The organism is Chitinophaga sp. NPDC101104 (assembly GCF_050277495.1).
Lineage (GTDB): Bacteria > Bacteroidota > Bacteroidia > Chitinophagales > Chitinophagaceae > Chitinophaga.
In genome coordinates this window covers 141,831-157,132 of record NZ_JBNNSF010000002.1, presented here as the reverse complement: position 1 = coordinate 157,132, position 15,302 = coordinate 141,831, and the positions used below count along the sequence as shown (strand labels likewise).

Sequence of the window (15,302 nt, the reverse complement as noted above, 5' to 3'; positions counted from 1 at the left end):
GTTATTTCAGGTGTTTGATATAAGTTTCGAGGTCCTTGTCGCCGCGGCCGCTGAGGCACACTACGGTTACATCGTTGGGCTGAAGGCCGAGATCCTTCAACTTGGCGAGGGCGTGGGCCGATTCGAGGGCGGGGATGATGCCTTCGAGGAGACTGAGCTCATAAGCGGCAGCCAGGGCCTCGTCGTCGGTGGCGTTGAGGAATTTCCCCCGGCCGGAGGCGTACAGGTGCGCATGCATAGGGCCAACGCCCGGGTAGTCGAGCCCGGCGGAGATGGAATGCGGTTCCACGATCTGGCCGTCGTCTGTCTGCATCAGCAATGTTTTGCTGGCGTGGATGACGCCGGGCTTGCCCAGTTGGGAGGTAGCCGCGGAAAATCCGCTGTCCACCCCTTTCCCGGCCGCTTCCACGGCTACGAGCTGCACGCTTTCGTCGTCGGTGAAGTGGAAGAAAGCCCCCGCTGCGTTAGAGCCTCCGCCCACGCAGGCGATCACGTAATCGGGCAATTCCTTGCCGGTCTTTTCTTTCAGCTGCTTTTTGATCTCTTCGCTGATGACCGACTGGAACCGCGCAACCATATCCGGGTACGGGTGCGGCCCTACCACGGAACCGATGATATAATGGGTGTCTACCGGGTTATTGATCCAGTCGCGGATAGCTTCGTTCGTGGCGTCTTTGAGGGTTTTCGAGCCGCTTGTGGCGGGCACTACCGTGGCGCCGAGCATTTTCATGCGGGCCACGTTGGGGGCCTGGCGCTGGATGTCTACACTGCCCATGTAAACGATGCATTCCAGGCCCATGAGGGCGCACACGGTGGCGGTGGCCACGCCGTGCTGGCCGGCGCCGGTTTCGGCGATGATGCGCTTTTTGCCGAGGCGTTTGGCGAGCAATATCTGGCCGATGGTATTGTTAACCTTGTGGGCGCCCGTGTGGTTGAGGTCTTCCCGTTTCAGGTAAATCTTCGTGTTGTATTTTTCGGAAAGCCGGCTGGCGAAATAGAGCGGCGACGGCCGGCCCACGTAATCCTTCAGCAGTTGTTCGAACTCTTGCTGAAAAGCAGGCTCCTGCATGATCTTCAGGTAGTTCTCCCGCAGCTCTTCCACGTTGGGATAAAGCATTTCAGGAATATATGCGCCCCCGAATTCGCCGTAGTAGCCTTTTTCGTTGACGTGATATTTGGAATGGGAAGTATTGACGGCAATATCCATAATTCGGTTATTTTTTGATCTGTTTGATGAATGCCTCCACGAGGCGCATATCTTTTATTCCGGGAGCGGATTCAAATTTACTGTTCACATCCGCAGCAAACAAGTGCGGCTCCCGCCATCGGAGGAGCGCATCCGCATCGCCCGGCCCGATCCCTCCGGCCAAAAAGTACGGCTGCTCCGAAGCGTACCCTTCAAAAAGGCTCCAGTCGAATTGCTTCCCCGTGCCGCCATGCCCTTTCCCCGCGGTATCGAACAGCAGGAAATCGAACGCTTCCGTTCCGGCAACCGGCAATTCCGCCGCGCCTTCAGGAATGGATACGGCTTTCATCACTTTGACGGATTTCTTCACTTCCAGGATGAATTCACCCGGAAAATCCCCGTACAACTGCACCATGTCCAGCCCGTAATCTGCGATCGTCCGTTGCAGCGTGGGCAAATCGGGCTGCACGAACACGCCCACCTTCTCCAGTTTCCCATTCCCCGTTTCCCGCACCGTTCTGCCGGAAAGCTTGTCGCCGGCGAAGCGGGGAGATTTGGGATAGAAGATGAAACCCGCGTAGTCCGCACCGATCTCTGCCAGCGCCGCGAGGTCTTCCGCCCGGGTGATGCCGCATACTTTTACTTTCATAGCGCCGCGAGTTGACGGGTGAAGTTTTCGAACGCCTGCGCAGGGTGCTCCGCTTTCATGAAATGCTCCCCGATGAGGAACCCGCTGAAGCCCGCGTTGCGCAGTTCTACAATGGTTTTCGGATCGTCCATCCCGCTTTCGGCCACTTTCGGGTAGCTGCCGGGTATCTGTTTGAGGAGCTCCATCGAGCGGTAAATATCCACCTGGAAGGTTTTCAGGTCGCGGTTGTTGATGCCCACGAGATGGGTATGCGGCGTGATCTTTTCCAGCTGGTCTGCCGTATGCACTTCCAGCAACACTTCCAGGCCCAGGTTGTGGGCGAATTCCGCGAGGTGCTTCACTTCCGCTTTCGTAAGGCATTCGGCGATGAGCAGGACCACATCCGCCCCGATCGCTTTGGCTTCCACGATCTGGTATTCGCCGATCACGAAATCTTTCCGCAAGATGGGAATATTGTTGGCGGCGCGCGCCTGCTGCAGATCGTCCATCGAGCCACCGAAAAACTCGGTATCGGTCAGCACGCTCAGTCCGGACGCACCGTTGCGGGCGTACGCCGTGGTCACTTCCGCCACAGTAGCGCTGGCATTGATCACGCCCTTCGAGGGCGATTTCCGCTTGAACTCGGCGATGATCCCGTTGCGGCCGGGCTGCGTGAGGAAACTTTTCAGGGAAAGCGCCTCCCGCCCGAACATGGGCGAGCGCTCCAGCTCCTGCACGCTCCTGCCTTTCTCGCGTTCCGCTACTTCTCCGTGCTTGTGGGCGACGATCTTGTCGAGGATATTTTTCATTGGAGGGAAACGAGTTTTTGGAATGATTTGTAAGCTGCACCCGATTCCAGCGACTCCACCGCCGCCAGGAAACATTCGTCGTAAGTCGGGTATTTTTCGAGGCAGAACAGGCCCATGGCGGCGTTGGCCATTACCACGGAATGTTGCGCCCAGCTGCCTTCGCCTTTAAGTATCTTCACGAACAGCTTCGCCGCTTCTTCGGTGGAATTGCCGCCGTAAATATCGGCCGCGCTCACTTTCCGCTTGCCAAGCGCCTCCGGCGTCCAGTCCTGTTCGCCTTTGTTGGTGATGATCCGGGTATCGCCCGTCAGTGAAATTTCGTCGTAGCCGTCCATGCTGTGGAGGATGGCGAATTTCTTGTCGGTTTGCTGGAACAGGTAATTGTACACCCGCGCCATTTCCAGGCTATACACGCCGATCAGCTGGTGTTGCGCGAACGCGGGGTTCACGAGCGGCCCGAGCATGTTGAAGAACGTCCGCACGCCGAGCTGCCTTCTCACGCCCGCCACGTTTTTCAGGGCCGGGTGGAACAGGGGCGCATGCAGGAAGCAAATCCCCGCTTCGTCCACTTCCTGTTTCAGCTTCGACGCGTCGCTCTTGAATTTGTACCCGAGGTTCTCCATCACGTTGGAGGCCCCGCTGATGGAAGACACGCCATAGTTGCCGTGCTTGGCCACCTTCCCGCCCGCGCCGGCCACGATGAAGCAGCTGAGGGTCGAAATGTTGAAGGTGTTTTTACCGTCGCCGCCGGTACCCACGATGTCGAGCACATCGTGCTCCAGCTGAACGGGCACGCACATTTCGAGCAAGGCGTCGCGGAAACCGAGCAGCTCGTCGATGGTGATGCTGCGCATGAGGAACACGGTCATGAAGGCCGCCAGTTCGCTTTCGTTGTACACGCCCTTGCCGATACTGGTGAGGATCTCGCGGGCGCCTTCGCGGGTGAAGGTTTTATGTTCGAATAAGTAGTTGAGTATTTTTTTCATCGGGATGATTTTTAAACGTTGAGCAATGCGGTTGTTGGTGGATCAAAGCCCCAGCCAGTTCCGCAAAATCTGCTCCCCTTGCGGCGTAAGCACGCTTTCGGGGTGGAATTGCACACCGCTGACGTCGAACTTTTTATGCTGCAGCGCCATGATGTACCCATGCTCGTCGCGCGCCGTGATCTCCAGTTCGGCCGGCAACGTTTTTTCATCCACCACCCAGGAATGATAACGGCCTACTTCCAGCTCGTCGGGCAGGTTTTGAAAGATGCGCCCGTTGCGCGAAGTCACCTTCACCGGCGTAGCCACGCCATGATACACTTCGGTCAGATTGGTGAGCTTTGCGCCGAAAGCCTCGCCGATGGCCTGTTGGCCAAGGCAAACACCGAAGATGGATTTGGTGGGCGCGTACTGCCGGATGAGCGGCAGCAGCAATCCCGCTTCTTCGGGGATTCCCGGGCCGGGCGACAAAATAATACGGTCGAATTCGTTCACCTTTTCCAGCGCGATCTCGTCGTTGCGGACAACGGTCACTTTCCCGCCGATGATCTTTTCCACGAGGTGGACGAGGTTATACGTGAATGAATCGTAATTATCGAAAACCAGGATGTTCATGTCAAATATTTTGCGCCTTGATGATGGCCTGTTTTAATGCGTTGAGTTTGTTGTTCACTTCCTGCAGTTCGGAGCTGGCGACGGATTTCGCCACCACGCCGGCGCCTGCCTGGTAGTAGAGGGTGTTATTGCGGCTGAGCATGGAGCGGATCATGATGGCGTGGTTAAAATCGCCGTTGAAGCCGACGAACCCGACGCAGCCGCCGTAGAAGCCCCGTGCCGTGGGCTCGTAACTATCGATCAGTTCCATGGCCTTGTATTTCGGCGCGCCAGACAATGTGCCTGCCGGGAACGTGGCGGCCAGGATATCGAAGGGCACTGCTTCTTTGGGCAACTGACCCGTCACTTCGCTCACGAGATGGATTACGTGGGAGTAATATTTGATCTGGCGATAGGTTTCCACTTCCACATCTGTGGCGTGGCGGCTCAGGTCGTTGCGGGCGAGGTCTACCAGCATCACGTGCTCGGCGTTTTCCTTGGGGTCTTCGAGGAGCTCGGCGGCCAGTTTGGCGTCTTGCTCGTCGTTGCCCGTGCGGCGGAAAGTGCCGGCGATGGGATGGATCACCGCTTTGCGGTCTTTGATGATAAGCTGCGCCTCGGGAGAGGAGCCCATCAGTTTATAATCGCCGTAATCGAAGTAAAAGAGGTAAGGGGAAGGATTGATGGAGCGGAGCGCGCGGTACACATTGAACTCGTCCCCGGTAAAGCTCCGCTGGAACCCGCGCGACAATACGATCTGGAAAACGTCTCCGCGGAAGCAGTGCTGGCGGCCTTTTTCGACCATTTCCATATACTGCTCGTCTGTCTGGTTGGAGGTTTCCTCGCCTTTTGCCGCAAACGAATAAGCAGGAACGTCTTTGTTGCGGATAATGGATTCCACGAAATCGATCTCGGAATCCTGCCCGTCCACCAGGTTTTCGATCAGCGTCATTTCGTCTTTGAAATGGTTGATGGCGATCACATACTGGTAGAAGCGGTACCGCATGAGGGGAATGGTGTTGCCGGCGGCGGGGCGTTTCCGGAAGGCGATCTTTTCGAAAAACTGGACGGAATCATAGGTACTGTATCCGTACAGCCCTTTTCCGAAGGCGACGCCGTTGGCATCTTCCGGGAACTCGAAGCTTTTCAGGAACGCATCCATTTCGCGCAGCACTTCGCTGCGGCCACTGAGCTTTTTCCGCTCTACGGGCTGGCCGGGGTATTTGAACTCGAACACGTCGGTGGACGTAACTTCAATACCCGCAATGGGCTTGATGCCGATAAAGGAATAGCTGTTGTCTCCGGCGTTGGAATCGGTGCTCTCAAGGAGGATGGAGCCGGGGAACTTGTCGCGGATGCGGAGGTAAATGCCGACGGGGGTGAATACGTCTGCCAGCATTTGCCTGGATCGTGTTTTTACCTGGATTTTTTTCATTCGAGTTTATTTATTCGGATGCGGCCAAAAACGAAGAAGGCCCGCTGTGTACAGCGAGCCTTCTTTAAAGTATTTGAAATACAAACATGGCACTGCTACACAGCGGAGATATCCATTGCGTGCCACCAAAGTTTGTATGTGTTGTTCATTTTCATGATGAAAGCAAAGATGGAACGTTTTCCCGAAAAATGCAAATTTTATTTTGACCATTTTTAAAGGACGCCTTTTGTGCTGGGAAGCTGCATATTATCCGGGTTCCGCTTTACCGCCATCTTGATGGCCTTGGCGAACGCCTTGAAGATCGCCTCGATCTTGTGGTGCTCGTTTTCCCCTTCCGCCTTGATGTTCAGGTTGGCGCGCGCGCCGTCCGTAAAGGATTTGAAGAAGTGGAAGAACATTTCCGTGGGCATCTCCCCTATCTTCTCCCGCTTGAATGCCGCATCCCATACGAGCCAGTTGCGCCCCCCGAAGTCGATGGCGGCCTGGGCCAGGCAATCGTCCATCGGCAGGCAGAAACCATATCTTTCCATGCCTTTCTTGTCGGCCAGCGCCATGGCGAAAGCCTCGCCCAGCGCGATGCCGGTATCTTCGATGGTATGGTGCTCGTCGATGTGGAGATCGCCCTTCGCCACGATTTTCATGTCGATACTGCCGTGCCGCGCGATCTGGTCGAGCATATGGTCGAAAAAGCCAAGCCCCGTCTGGATATCCGCCTTCCCGGTGCCGTCGAGGTTCAGCTCGATGCGGATGTCGGTTTCCTTGGTGGCACGTACATGGCTCACCGTCCGCAGCCCGATTTTCAGGAATTCATAAATCTTCGCCCAGTCGGTGGTTTCGAGGGCAATCACGTCTTTCAGGTCGGCCCCGTCCACTTCCGCGGCGCCGAGGTTGGCGTCCTGCTTCAGCCAGATGGCCTTCGCGCCGAGGTTTTGCGCCAGCTTCACGTCGGTAATGCGGTCGCCGATCACAAACGAGTTTGCGAGGTCGTATTCCCCGTTGAAATATTGCTGCAGCATCCCGATGCCCGGTTTGCGGGTGGGGAGATTGTCGGCCGGGAAGCTCCTGTCGATATGTTCCCGCACAAACACGATGCCTTCGCCGGCGAAGGTTTGCATGATATGGTTGTGCGCGGGATGGAAGGTTGCCTCCGGGAAGCTGTCCGTCCCCATCCCGTCCTGGTTAGACACGAGCACCAGCTCGTAATCCAGCTCGGCGGCGATCTTGCCCAGATATTTAAACACTTTCGGATAGAACACCACTTTCTCCAGGCTGTCGATCTGGTAGGTGGGCGGCTGCTCCAGGATCATGGTGCCGTCGCGGTCGATAAAAAGTACGCGTTTCATTTAACTGGCGATATTTTGAAGGGCCTGCAATAAGGTTACGTTTTCTTCGGGCGTGCCGATGGTGATGCGCAGGCATCCGGCGCAAAGTTCCACTTTGGAACGGTCGCGGACGATGATGCCCTGGTTGGTGAGGATGCTGTAAATCCCTTTGGCGTCGATCGTTTTCACGAGCAGGAAATTCGCGTCGCTGGGGTATACTTTCTCTACGATAGACAACTTCGCCAGTTCCCCCGTCAGCTTTTCCCTTTCTTCCACCGTTTCCTTGATCCACGCATTTACCTGCTCCACGTTGCCGAGCGCTTCCAGCGCCAGCTCCTGCGAAGCCTGGTTGATGTTGTACGGCGGTTTGATTTTATTGAAGATGTTGATGATATCCTCGCTGGCGAACGCCATGCCCATGCGCAGCGCGGCCAGGCCCCAGGCCTTCGACAGCGTTTGCAGCACCACCAGGTTCGGATATTCGGTCAGTTCCTGGATGAAGGATTTGTGCCGGCTGAAATTGATGTACGCCTCATCCACCACCACGATCCCTTCGAAATTATTCAAAATCATCTCAATGGCTTCCTTATCGATCGCATTGGCCGTAGGGTTGTTGGGCGAGCAGATGAAAATGAGCTTCGTGTTTTCGTCGATAGCCGATTCGATCGCTTCCAGGTCCAGCTGAAATTCTTCCGTGAGCGGGGCTTTGCGGATCTCGATATCGTTGATGTTGGCAGACACTTCGTACATGCCGTACGTGGGCGGGCACAGCACCACGTTGTCTACGCCCGGCCGGCAGAACGCGCGGTACAGGATATCGATCGCTTCATCGGAGCCATTGCCGAGGAAAATGTTCTGCGGCGGCACGCCTTTGATATCGGCGAGGCGGTATTTCACCTTCCATTGCAGCGGATCGGGATAGCGGTGATAATTGGTGGGAAGCGGGGACCCGAAACTGTTCTCGTTGGCATCGAGAAACACGGAAGCTTCGCCTTTGAATTCGTCGCGGGCGGAGGAGTACGGCGTGAGCCGTTTGATATTGTCTCTTAAAAGTGAATTCAGGTCGAACATGGTCGTATTACTTGAAAGATGAATCGTTTTGAATATACCGCACCCGGATGGAAACGGCCTGTTTGTGCGCATCGAGCCCTTCCGCTTCGGCCATGGCTTCGATGGCCGGGGCGATGGTTTGTAAACCTGATGCGGTAAGCCGCTGGAAGGTAATTTTTTTCACGAAGCTGTCTACGCTTACGCCGCTGTACGCCGTGGCATAGCCGTTGGTGGGCAGGGTGTGATTGGTGCCCGAGGCATAATCGCCCGCGGATTCGGGGGAATAGTTGCCCAGGAACACGGAGCCGGCGTTCACGACCCTCGTGGCAAGGGCTTCGTCGTTTTCGCAGGCCATGATCAGGTGCTCGGGCGCATAATCGTTCAACATGTCCATGGCTTCGTCGCGGTCGCGCACCAGTACCAGCTTGCTGTTGTCCAGCGCTTTTGCGGCGAGATCGCGGCGCGGGAGCTTTTCCAGCTGTGCTTTTACTTCCGCTTCCACGGCCGCGATCACCGCTTCGGAAGTAGTCACCAGCAACACCTGGCTATCTGCCCCGTGCTCTGCCTGCGACAGCAGATCCGCCGCCACAAAGGCCGGCACGCAGGCGTCGTCTGCAAAAACCGCCACTTCCGAAGGCCCTGCCGGCATATCGATGGCCGTGCCCGCGGCGTTGACGAGCTGTTTGGCGCAGGTCACGTACTGGTTGCCCGGCCCGAAGATCTTATAGACTTTCGGTACGGTTTCCGTGCCGTAGGCCATGGCGCCGATGGCCTGAACGCCGCCCACGGAAAACACCTGCTTGATGCCCGTGAACCTTGCGGCCCAGAGCACTGCGGGGTGGATAACGCCGTCTTTACCCGGGGGCGTGCAAAGCACGATCTCGCTGCAACCCGCCAGCCGAGCTGGAATGGCGAGCATAAGGATGGTGGAGAACAAGGGCGCGGTGCCGCCGGGGATATACAGCCCTACCTTCTCGATGCCGACCGGTTTGCGCCAGCACTGCACGCCGGGCATGGTTTCGATGACGGTTACGTCTTCGATCTGCGCGCGGTGGAATGCTTCGATGTTGGCGGCGGCGGTGCGGATGGCGTTTTTCAGGTCTTCGCCGAGGAGCTTGTCGGCGATCTCGAACGCTTCCGCCGGCACGGCGATGCTGGTGAGGGGAACTTTATCGAATTGAAGGGTGTATCGGCGAAGGGCTTCGTCGCCATACTTTTTTACGTCTGCCAGCACGGCGGAAACGGTGGCTTCCAGCCGGGAATTATCGAGCACGGGCCTTTGCAGGAGCGCGTTCCAGGTATTTTTTTCCGGGTAGCGGATGATTTGCATGACAGGCGTTTTTTAGATGACCATTTTCTCGATGGGAACTACAAGGATGCCTTGTGCGCCGGCGGCTTTGAGGCTTTCGATGATATCCCAGAAATCGTTTTCGTTCAGTACGGAGTGAACGCTGCTCCATCCGGCTTCGGCGAGCGGCAGCACGGTGGGGCTCTTCATGCCCGGGAGCAGGCCGATGATCTCGGGCAGCTTGTCGTTGGGCGCGTTCAGCAGTACGTATTTGGTATTCTTGGCCTTCTTCACCGCCTGGATGCGGAACACCAGCTTGGCGAGCAGCGTTTTCTGCTCGGCGGTCAGCTTACTGTTGGCTACCAGTACGGCTTCCGAGCGAAGCACGGTTTCCACTTCCTTGAGGCCGTTCATGAACAGGGTGGAGCCGCTGGACACGAGGTCACAGATGGCTTCGGCCAGCCCGATGCCCGGGGCGATTTCCACGGAGCCGCTGATCTCGTGGATCTCGGCCTGGATGCCTGCTTTCTTCAGAAAATCATTCACGATCACGGGGTAGCTGGTAGCGATGCGCTTGCCATGCAAATCCTGCACGGTAGCATATTCCATCGATTTGGGCACGGCCATCGCCAGCCGGCACTTCCCGAAACCGAGTTTCTCTACGGTTTCGAGGGGATAACCCTTTTCCAGCACCACATTCTCTCCCACGATCCCCAGGTCGGCCACGCCGTCTTCCACGTACTGCGGAATATCGTCGTCGCGGAGGAAGAACACTTCCAGCGGGAAATTCGTGGCCTCTGTCTTGAGTTTGTTCACGCCGTTATTGATGTCTATCCCGCATTCTTTCAGCAGTTTGATAGAGTCTTCGTGGAGGCGTCCTGATTTCTGAATGGCAATTCGCAGTTTCATGATGATTCCTGTTTGAAACAAAAAAGGCTTACCGGGAATCGGTAAGCCTTTCATGGTGAATATCTGTTTGCGTACAATTACAGCATCCCCTGCTTACCGGTTTGGCAAGTATGATGATGATGCGTATGTACGTTAATGTTCATGAGTGTTTCTAAGTCGAGTGCAAAGGTAGGAAGTAATTCCAGATTTCAAACCATTCCGTCATTTTTTTGATAAAATCTCTTCCACATACATGTTTGATGAAAATTTTCTAACAACTGGACTGTTTTACGACAGGTCTACCGAATAGAGGATTTTGAGCTGCCGGCGGAAAACGGCCGCCGGAGTGCACCTGAAAACGGCATTCCGCAGCCCGATGAGCACCGGGTTTTGGAGCTGGGCCATAATGCCGAGGGTGCGTGAGCGGCGGATGATCATGCGCGTCCGGGCCAGCCGCCTGTTTTCATATGCCCGGAACGCGTCTTGCGGGTCGGTATGGCGGGACAGTTCGGCCGCCAGGACCACCGCGTCTTCGATCGCCTGGCAGGCGCCCTGGCCCATGTTTGGCGTGGTGGCGTGGGCGGCGTCTCCGGTGAGGACGATATTACCATGATGGAAACGGTGCGTGGTGGGCAGGTCTGCGATATCGCCCCAGATGAGCGGCAGGCCTTCGCTGGCTTTCAGGAGCGTTTGCACCCGCTGCGGGTATCCTGCGAAAATTTCGCTCAATCCCGCCGTGGTCATGGCTTTCATGCGGGCGTCCTGTGCGGGGGCGTTGATGCAGGCGAACCAGTATACCCGGCCGTTGGGCAGCGGAATGATGCCGAAACGGCCCGCCCGGCCCAGGATCTCCTCCACTTCCCGGGCGATGGTGGCCCCCTCCGGCACCACGCACCGCCAGCAGGTATAACCGGCGTAACGCGGCACCACTTCTGGCAGAATGGCGCGGCGCACGGCAGAATGGATACCGTCGGCCGCAATGAGGTAATCGGTTTCGTGCTCGCTGCCGTCGCGGAAATGCAGGCGGATGGGGGATTGGAGGGGATTGGCGGCTTCGCCGGCTGCCGGCGCATTGGCTGTGATCCCCTGCGGCGAACCGGGGAACCCCGGGGTGGCGGCAGGGGATATTTCGAGCGACTCGAGGGCTTTGCCTGTGAAAATCATCGAAGGATCGAGGTGGGACAGCAGTTGTTCGTGAAGATCGGCCCGATGGATAACGAAGTTGTCCTGCCCGTAAGCCCTGCTGACGCGGGTAGTGTCTGCATGCGTGAGCAGGGAATCCTTGTCGGTGCGGAACGACAGTCCATCGAGAAACTGCCCTTTCGCCACGATCCCCTTTTCGATCCCCAGCGCGGCCAAAGCGCGGATGGCGTTGGCGCCCAGCCCGATCCCCGCGCCAACGGGCCTCAGTTCCGGCGCCGCTTCGAAGATGACGGGGTCTATCCCCCGCTGCCGCAGGGCGATGGCGGCCGTGAGCCCGGCGATGCCGCCGCCTATGATCGTGAATCGTTTTTGCATGTGGTAAGAGATAGGATTTCTTGAAGGCCGTCCATGCCGCTTCCAGCATGACCATGAAAGTACCGTCTTCCGGCCCGTGAAGATCACTCATTTCCGCATTCCCCGGCATGATGGATGTCAGGGCCCTGAAAAAAAACAGGGCCGGCGTGGCCGCTTCTTCAGCTGCCGGGCCGGCCCGTTTACGTTACGATCAACAAACAAATAGTCAGGTTTACATGGCGGAAACAATGACGATGCAAAGGTGCGGCAAGGCCGGGACACGGGCAAGCGCCGATTGATCAACCCTGCTGGGGAAATGACGAACGCCGGATATCAGAAAACCGGTACGGAATACCGCAGGTTCGTCTTAAATTGCCCCCTGTTATGGCATTCAGAAATTTTTTCCAGAACGGGCTTGTGGTAAACCTGCTGTTCCTCATCGTGTTAATGGTGGTGAATACGCTGGTGAACCTGCAGAACCCTGGGAATAACATGCAACTGTTCATCTACCAGAACGTGTCGCTGGCGTTCATTTACATCATGTGCGTGGTGCACAACAAGTTCATTTTGCGGTTGCTGATCCTGAAAAACCAGTATTGGCAGTATATCTGGACGGTGGTGGGATGGCTGGCGCTGGTGACGGCGGTGACCTACACCCTGCGCGTATATGTTTTCAGGACGGATATAGAAGTGATGTGGCTGGGCGACCTCGGTTTCGCGGCCTCCTGCCTGCTTATCGGTGTGGGGATGTGGTTTTTGTACCGGGGGGCAACCCTTCAAACGATGGAACTGCGCAACTCCCTGTTGCTCAAAGAAAAAGAATTGCAATACCTGCAAAGCCAGCTCAATCCGCATTTCTTTTTCAACACCCTCAACAACCTCTACGGCGTGAGCCTCCGCTATCCGAATAAAACGCCGGAACTGATCCTGAGCATCAGCGAACTGATGCGCTACCAGCTGGAAAGCTCCCGCAAACAGCTGGTGCCGCTGGAAGACGAGCTCCAGTTCATCCGCAACTACGTTCACCTCGAACGTGCCCGCGTGCGGCAGCGATGCCAGGTTACGTTCAAGAAAAAAGGGCATGAAAAGGACCTCCTCATCACACCGCTCATTCTCATCGCTTTCGTGGAAAACGCCTTTAAGTACGCACCTTCCAGCATGTCGGCCTCGTACATAAAAGTGGAACTGGAAATAAAGGGAGAAACCCTCCTGCTCAAAATCCGCAACACCGTTCCGTCCAACAAACAATCCGTATCTTCGACCGGGGTTGGACTGAACAACGTGCGGCAGCGGCTGGCCCTGGCCTACGCCAAGCGCCACACGCTGATCTCGTACGAGGAAAACAACATTTATTATACTGAACTTCAATTAACGCTCGACCGCCATGCAAACACTCCGTTGCCTGATCGTAGATGACGAACCCGGAGCGCACTACGTGCTGGAAGCCCACATCGAAAAAGTACAGGCCCTGCAGGTGGTAGGCCACTGCTACAATGCCATGGAAACCGCCAACTTCCTCCACCGGGAGAAGGTGGACGTCGTTTTCCTGGACATCAACATGCCCGAACTGAGCGGGCTCGATCTGCTCAAAACCCTCGGCCCCACGCGCCCGAAGATCATCCTCACCACCGCCTACAGCGAATTTGCGCTGGAAAGCTATGAATACGACGTGGTCGATTATATCCTCAAACCCATCTCCTTCCCGCGCTTCCTCAAAGCCGTGAACAAGATCCTCCAGCAGGAAGCTCCCGTCGAGAAACCTGCCGTGGAACCCCTCGTCCTCAAAACAGGCTCCACCCAAACCACGGTTGACCCGGCAGACATTTACTACGTCCAGTCCATGGGCAACTACGTAAAAGTGTACCTGGAAAACAAGTGCCTTATCGTGAACGCAACTACCGCAGAAATGGAGAAACTCCTTCCCGCCAGCTGCTTCGTACGTATCCACAAATCCTATATCATCGCTACCGATAAGGTCGAAGAATGGGGCCCGCGGCATGTGGTGATCCTCGACGAAAGCCTCCCTGTCGGACAAACCTTCAAAATCAACCTGAACAAACTGAAGGAAAAGTAATCAGGATTTCACACGGGTTTCAGTGACTTTAACGTTCTTTCCGTCTACCTCTTCATTATACCTGAATTTCAGCTCCGTAGCCGAAATGCTGAGGATTTCCGCTTCGAAGGAGCCGTCTTCGTCCGTAACGCGCAATGACTTGTCGTTGTTGAAGAGCACCCATGTGCCCGGCGCCTCCTGCGCATCGGAGCATTTCTTCTGTCCTTCGAACAGCTGATATACGCCACCGGTGCTGAATATCACGTAATCATCTTTCGCACATTCAGGCATAAACGCGAACATATCGGAATCGGGAACGCCGTCGCCGGTGACATCCACTGCCGGATTGATGGTTTGCGCGGTCAGGCGCCATTTGGTGCCCACAAGCATTTGAGTGACGCTTCCCGAAGGCCCCGCTTCGTCTTTTTTCTTTTTGCTGCAAGACACGGCGCCTGTCAACATAATAGCACAACTGAAGAGAATGGTGATCTTTTTCATCGTAATTTTTCTTTTCCTGAGGTTAAATAATGTTTGAATTACGACCGCAAAACTAGCTTGCGCCGCCGGTCGGGCGCAGCGGGATAAAACGTAATTCGGCAGCTACGTGAAACACGTAGGCCGCAGGGTCAACCGTTGTCCGGATAAAAAAAAGCCCGGGCGAAACCATCGCCCGGACTTTCAAAATTTATATTCCCGTCAGATCACTTCCCTTTCGGTACCATGATCTGCGTAGCGCCTATTTTCTTTCCGGCGTTTACTTTTTGCAGGAAGTCGTGGATCTTGCCGGCCTCCCGGTTCATGTAACCGCTCACTTCGTGCCCGCGGCCTACATACGTATATAAAATGGCGTCTTTCTGCATTTTTCTGCCGGTGTCATAAATCGTTTTATCGCCGAACATGATCATCCATCCCGGCTGGTCGGCATGGCAGAAGCGATGCGCCGCCGTTCCGAAAGGCACCAGTTCATCCGCCGTTCCGTGCATGAACAACGTCGGCACCCAGTTCGCCGGCTGCACGGGATTGATATCGACCAGCCCGCCGGCAAATACCAGCGCGCCCCTGAACCGCTGCCGCTTCGTGAAGTAATCGTACCGCGCGGGGTCCGATGCCGCGAAGGGATTGTACAGCAAATGCAGGATCGCTTCGGCGCCCGCGCTGCTGCCGGAAAGATAGAGCTTCGACGTATCGACTTTCAATTCTCTCCCCTTCTCCAGCAGGAACTTTGCGGCGTCCGCCACATCTTCTACGGCAGTGGAAATGGCCTTCAGCTTCACCGGCGTCGTCGTTCCACAGCCGAAATCGCTGCCTTTGAGGAAAAGCCGGTAGGAAATGGAGAAAACGTTGTAGCCCCGCTCCTGCATGCTGGAGGCGAAGGCTTTGTCGCCCTCCGGCGAACCGCCGGAAAACCCGCCGCCGTGCACGTGCATGATGGTCATGCCATTTGGTGTTCCCTGCGGTTCATAATGCAGCATGTAGAGCGTGTCCTGGTCTTTGACCGCGTAGTCGATCCGGTCTTGTGCGGAAGCGGCGGTGGCACAGCCGAGCAGTAGCGTCAGTAATCTCATGTTC

The 15,302-nt window shown here is 56.2% G+C and carries 15 protein-coding genes; 2 read left to right on the top strand and 13 right to left on the bottom strand.

Annotation, left to right across the window (positions count from 1 at the left end):
- Position 1 precedes the first annotated feature (1 nt).
- The 11 genes from trpB to ACQKLP_RS19255 all read right to left on the bottom strand — a co-directional run bounded on the left by trpB (position 2) and on the right by ACQKLP_RS19255 (position 11,701).
- Positions 2–1,207 (bottom strand): tryptophan synthase subunit beta, encoded by a 1,206-nt coding sequence (gene trpB, locus ACQKLP_RS19305; protein WP_427324498.1) that lies wholly within the window; start codon positions 1,205–1,207, stop codon positions 2–4.
- A gap of 7 nt (positions 1,208–1,214) precedes the next feature.
- Positions 1,215–1,835: a phosphoribosylanthranilate isomerase gene (locus ACQKLP_RS19300; RefSeq protein ID WP_427324497.1), complete on the bottom strand. Its 621-nt coding sequence runs from the start codon at positions 1,833–1,835 to the stop codon at positions 1,215–1,217.
- Entirely contained in the window at positions 1,832–2,623 is a 792-nt protein-coding gene (trpC, locus tag ACQKLP_RS19295) for an indole-3-glycerol phosphate synthase TrpC (RefSeq protein ID WP_427324495.1), read from the bottom strand. The genes ACQKLP_RS19300 and trpC overlap by 4 nt, the downstream gene beginning before the upstream one ends.
- Complete coding sequence (gene trpD, locus ACQKLP_RS19290; protein ID WP_427324494.1) at positions 2,620–3,609, bottom strand: anthranilate phosphoribosyltransferase; 990 nt, start codon at positions 3,607–3,609, stop codon at positions 2,620–2,622. The genes trpC and trpD overlap by 4 nt, the downstream gene beginning before the upstream one ends.
- 42 nt (positions 3,610–3,651) lie before the next feature.
- The gene (locus ACQKLP_RS19285) at positions 3,652–4,221 is read right to left on the bottom strand and encodes an anthranilate synthase component II (protein WP_427324493.1); all 570 of its coding nucleotides are present in this window, start codon (positions 4,219–4,221) and stop codon (positions 3,652–3,654) included.
- A gap of 1 nt (position 4,222) precedes the next feature.
- Positions 4,223–5,635, bottom strand: a complete 1,413-nt coding sequence (locus tag ACQKLP_RS19280; RefSeq protein WP_427324492.1) for an anthranilate synthase component I family protein — start codon at positions 5,633–5,635, stop codon at positions 4,223–4,225.
- A 212-nt stretch (positions 5,636–5,847) separates the two neighbouring features.
- Complete coding sequence (gene hisB, locus ACQKLP_RS19275) at positions 5,848–6,978, bottom strand: bifunctional histidinol-phosphatase/imidazoleglycerol-phosphate dehydratase HisB (protein WP_427324491.1); 1,131 nt, start codon at positions 6,976–6,978, stop codon at positions 5,848–5,850.
- Positions 6,979–8,028, bottom strand: coding sequence for a histidinol-phosphate transaminase (gene hisC / locus ACQKLP_RS19270; protein WP_427324490.1), 1,050 nt, complete (start codon positions 8,026–8,028; stop codon positions 6,979–6,981).
- A 7-nt stretch (positions 8,029–8,035) separates the two neighbouring features.
- Positions 8,036–9,337 (bottom strand): histidinol dehydrogenase, encoded by a 1,302-nt coding sequence (hisD, locus tag ACQKLP_RS19265; protein WP_427324489.1) that lies wholly within the window; start codon positions 9,335–9,337, stop codon positions 8,036–8,038.
- Positions 9,338–9,349: 12 nt separating this feature from the next.
- Positions 9,350–10,204, bottom strand: a complete 855-nt coding sequence (gene hisG, locus ACQKLP_RS19260; RefSeq protein WP_427324488.1) for an ATP phosphoribosyltransferase — start codon at positions 10,202–10,204, stop codon at positions 9,350–9,352.
- Between the two features lie 267 nt (positions 10,205–10,471).
- A complete protein-coding gene (locus ACQKLP_RS19255) occupies positions 10,472–11,701 on the bottom strand; it encodes an FAD-dependent monooxygenase (RefSeq protein WP_427324487.1) in 1,230 nt (409 codons plus the stop codon).
- A 363-nt stretch (positions 11,702–12,064) separates the two neighbouring features.
- On the opposite strand from ACQKLP_RS19255, the gene ACQKLP_RS19250 reads away from it, so the two are divergent.
- Complete coding sequence (locus ACQKLP_RS19250; protein WP_126246884.1) at positions 12,065–13,096, top strand: sensor histidine kinase; 1,032 nt, start codon at positions 12,065–12,067, stop codon at positions 13,094–13,096.
- Entirely contained in the window at positions 13,065–13,754 is a 690-nt protein-coding gene (locus ACQKLP_RS19245) for a response regulator transcription factor (RefSeq protein ID WP_341841029.1), read from the top strand. Before ACQKLP_RS19250 ends, ACQKLP_RS19245 begins: the two co-directional genes overlap by 32 nt.
- Here the strand turns inward: ACQKLP_RS19245 and ACQKLP_RS19240 are convergent, their stop codons facing one another.
- Together ACQKLP_RS19240 and ACQKLP_RS19235 are read right to left on the bottom strand one after the other, a co-directional pair.
- Positions 13,755–14,231, bottom strand: a complete 477-nt coding sequence (locus ACQKLP_RS19240; protein WP_427324486.1) for a lipocalin family protein — start codon at positions 14,229–14,231, stop codon at positions 13,755–13,757.
- A 203-nt stretch (positions 14,232–14,434) separates the two neighbouring features.
- The gene (locus ACQKLP_RS19235) at positions 14,435–15,298 is read right to left on the bottom strand and encodes an alpha/beta hydrolase family protein (RefSeq protein WP_427324485.1); all 864 of its coding nucleotides are present in this window, start codon (positions 15,296–15,298) and stop codon (positions 14,435–14,437) included.
- Positions 15,299–15,302 lie beyond the last annotated feature (4 nt).

Excerpts from the sequence above, each read along its gene's own strand:
- trpD (WP_427324494.1), bottom strand. The coding sequence starts at position 3,609 with ATGAAAAAAATACTCAACTACTTATTCGAACATAAAACCTTCACCCGC.
- ACQKLP_RS19280 (WP_427324492.1), bottom strand. The coding sequence starts at position 5,635 with ATGAAAAAAATCCAGGTAAAAACACGATCCAGGCAAATGCTGGCAGAC.
- ACQKLP_RS19255 (WP_427324487.1), bottom strand. The coding sequence starts at position 11,701 with ATGCAAAAACGATTCACGATCATAGGCGGCGGCATCGCCGGGCTCACG.
- trpB (WP_427324498.1), bottom strand. The coding sequence starts at position 1,207 with ATGGATATTGCCGTCAATACTTCCCATTCCAAATATCACGTCAACGAA.
- ACQKLP_RS19300 (WP_427324497.1), bottom strand. The coding sequence starts at position 1,835 with ATGAAAGTAAAAGTATGCGGCATCACCCGGGCGGAAGACCTCGCGGCG.
- hisD (WP_427324489.1), bottom strand. The coding sequence starts at position 9,337 with ATGCAAATCATCCGCTACCCGGAAAAAAATACCTGGAACGCGCTCCTG.
- ACQKLP_RS19285 (WP_427324493.1), bottom strand. The coding sequence starts at position 4,221 with ATGAACATCCTGGTTTTCGATAATTACGATTCATTCACGTATAACCTC.
- ACQKLP_RS19245 (WP_341841029.1), top strand. The coding sequence starts at position 13,065 with ATGCAAACACTCCGTTGCCTGATCGTAGATGACGAACCCGGAGCGCAC.
- trpC (WP_427324495.1), bottom strand. The coding sequence starts at position 2,623 with ATGAAAAATATCCTCGACAAGATCGTCGCCCACAAGCACGGAGAAGTA.
- hisB (WP_427324491.1), bottom strand. The coding sequence starts at position 6,978 with ATGAAACGCGTACTTTTTATCGACCGCGACGGCACCATGATCCTGGAG.
- hisC (WP_427324490.1), bottom strand. The coding sequence starts at position 8,028 with ATGTTCGACCTGAATTCACTTTTAAGAGACAATATCAAACGGCTCACG.
- ACQKLP_RS19250 (WP_126246884.1), top strand. The coding sequence starts at position 12,065 with ATGGCATTCAGAAATTTTTTCCAGAACGGGCTTGTGGTAAACCTGCTG.
- hisG (WP_427324488.1), bottom strand. The coding sequence starts at position 10,204 with ATGAAACTGCGAATTGCCATTCAGAAATCAGGACGCCTCCACGAAGAC.
- ACQKLP_RS19240 (WP_427324486.1), bottom strand. The coding sequence starts at position 14,231 with ATGAAAAAGATCACCATTCTCTTCAGTTGTGCTATTATGTTGACAGGC.
- ACQKLP_RS19235 (WP_427324485.1), bottom strand. The coding sequence starts at position 15,298 with ATGAGATTACTGACGCTACTGCTCGGCTGTGCCACCGCCGCTTCCGCA.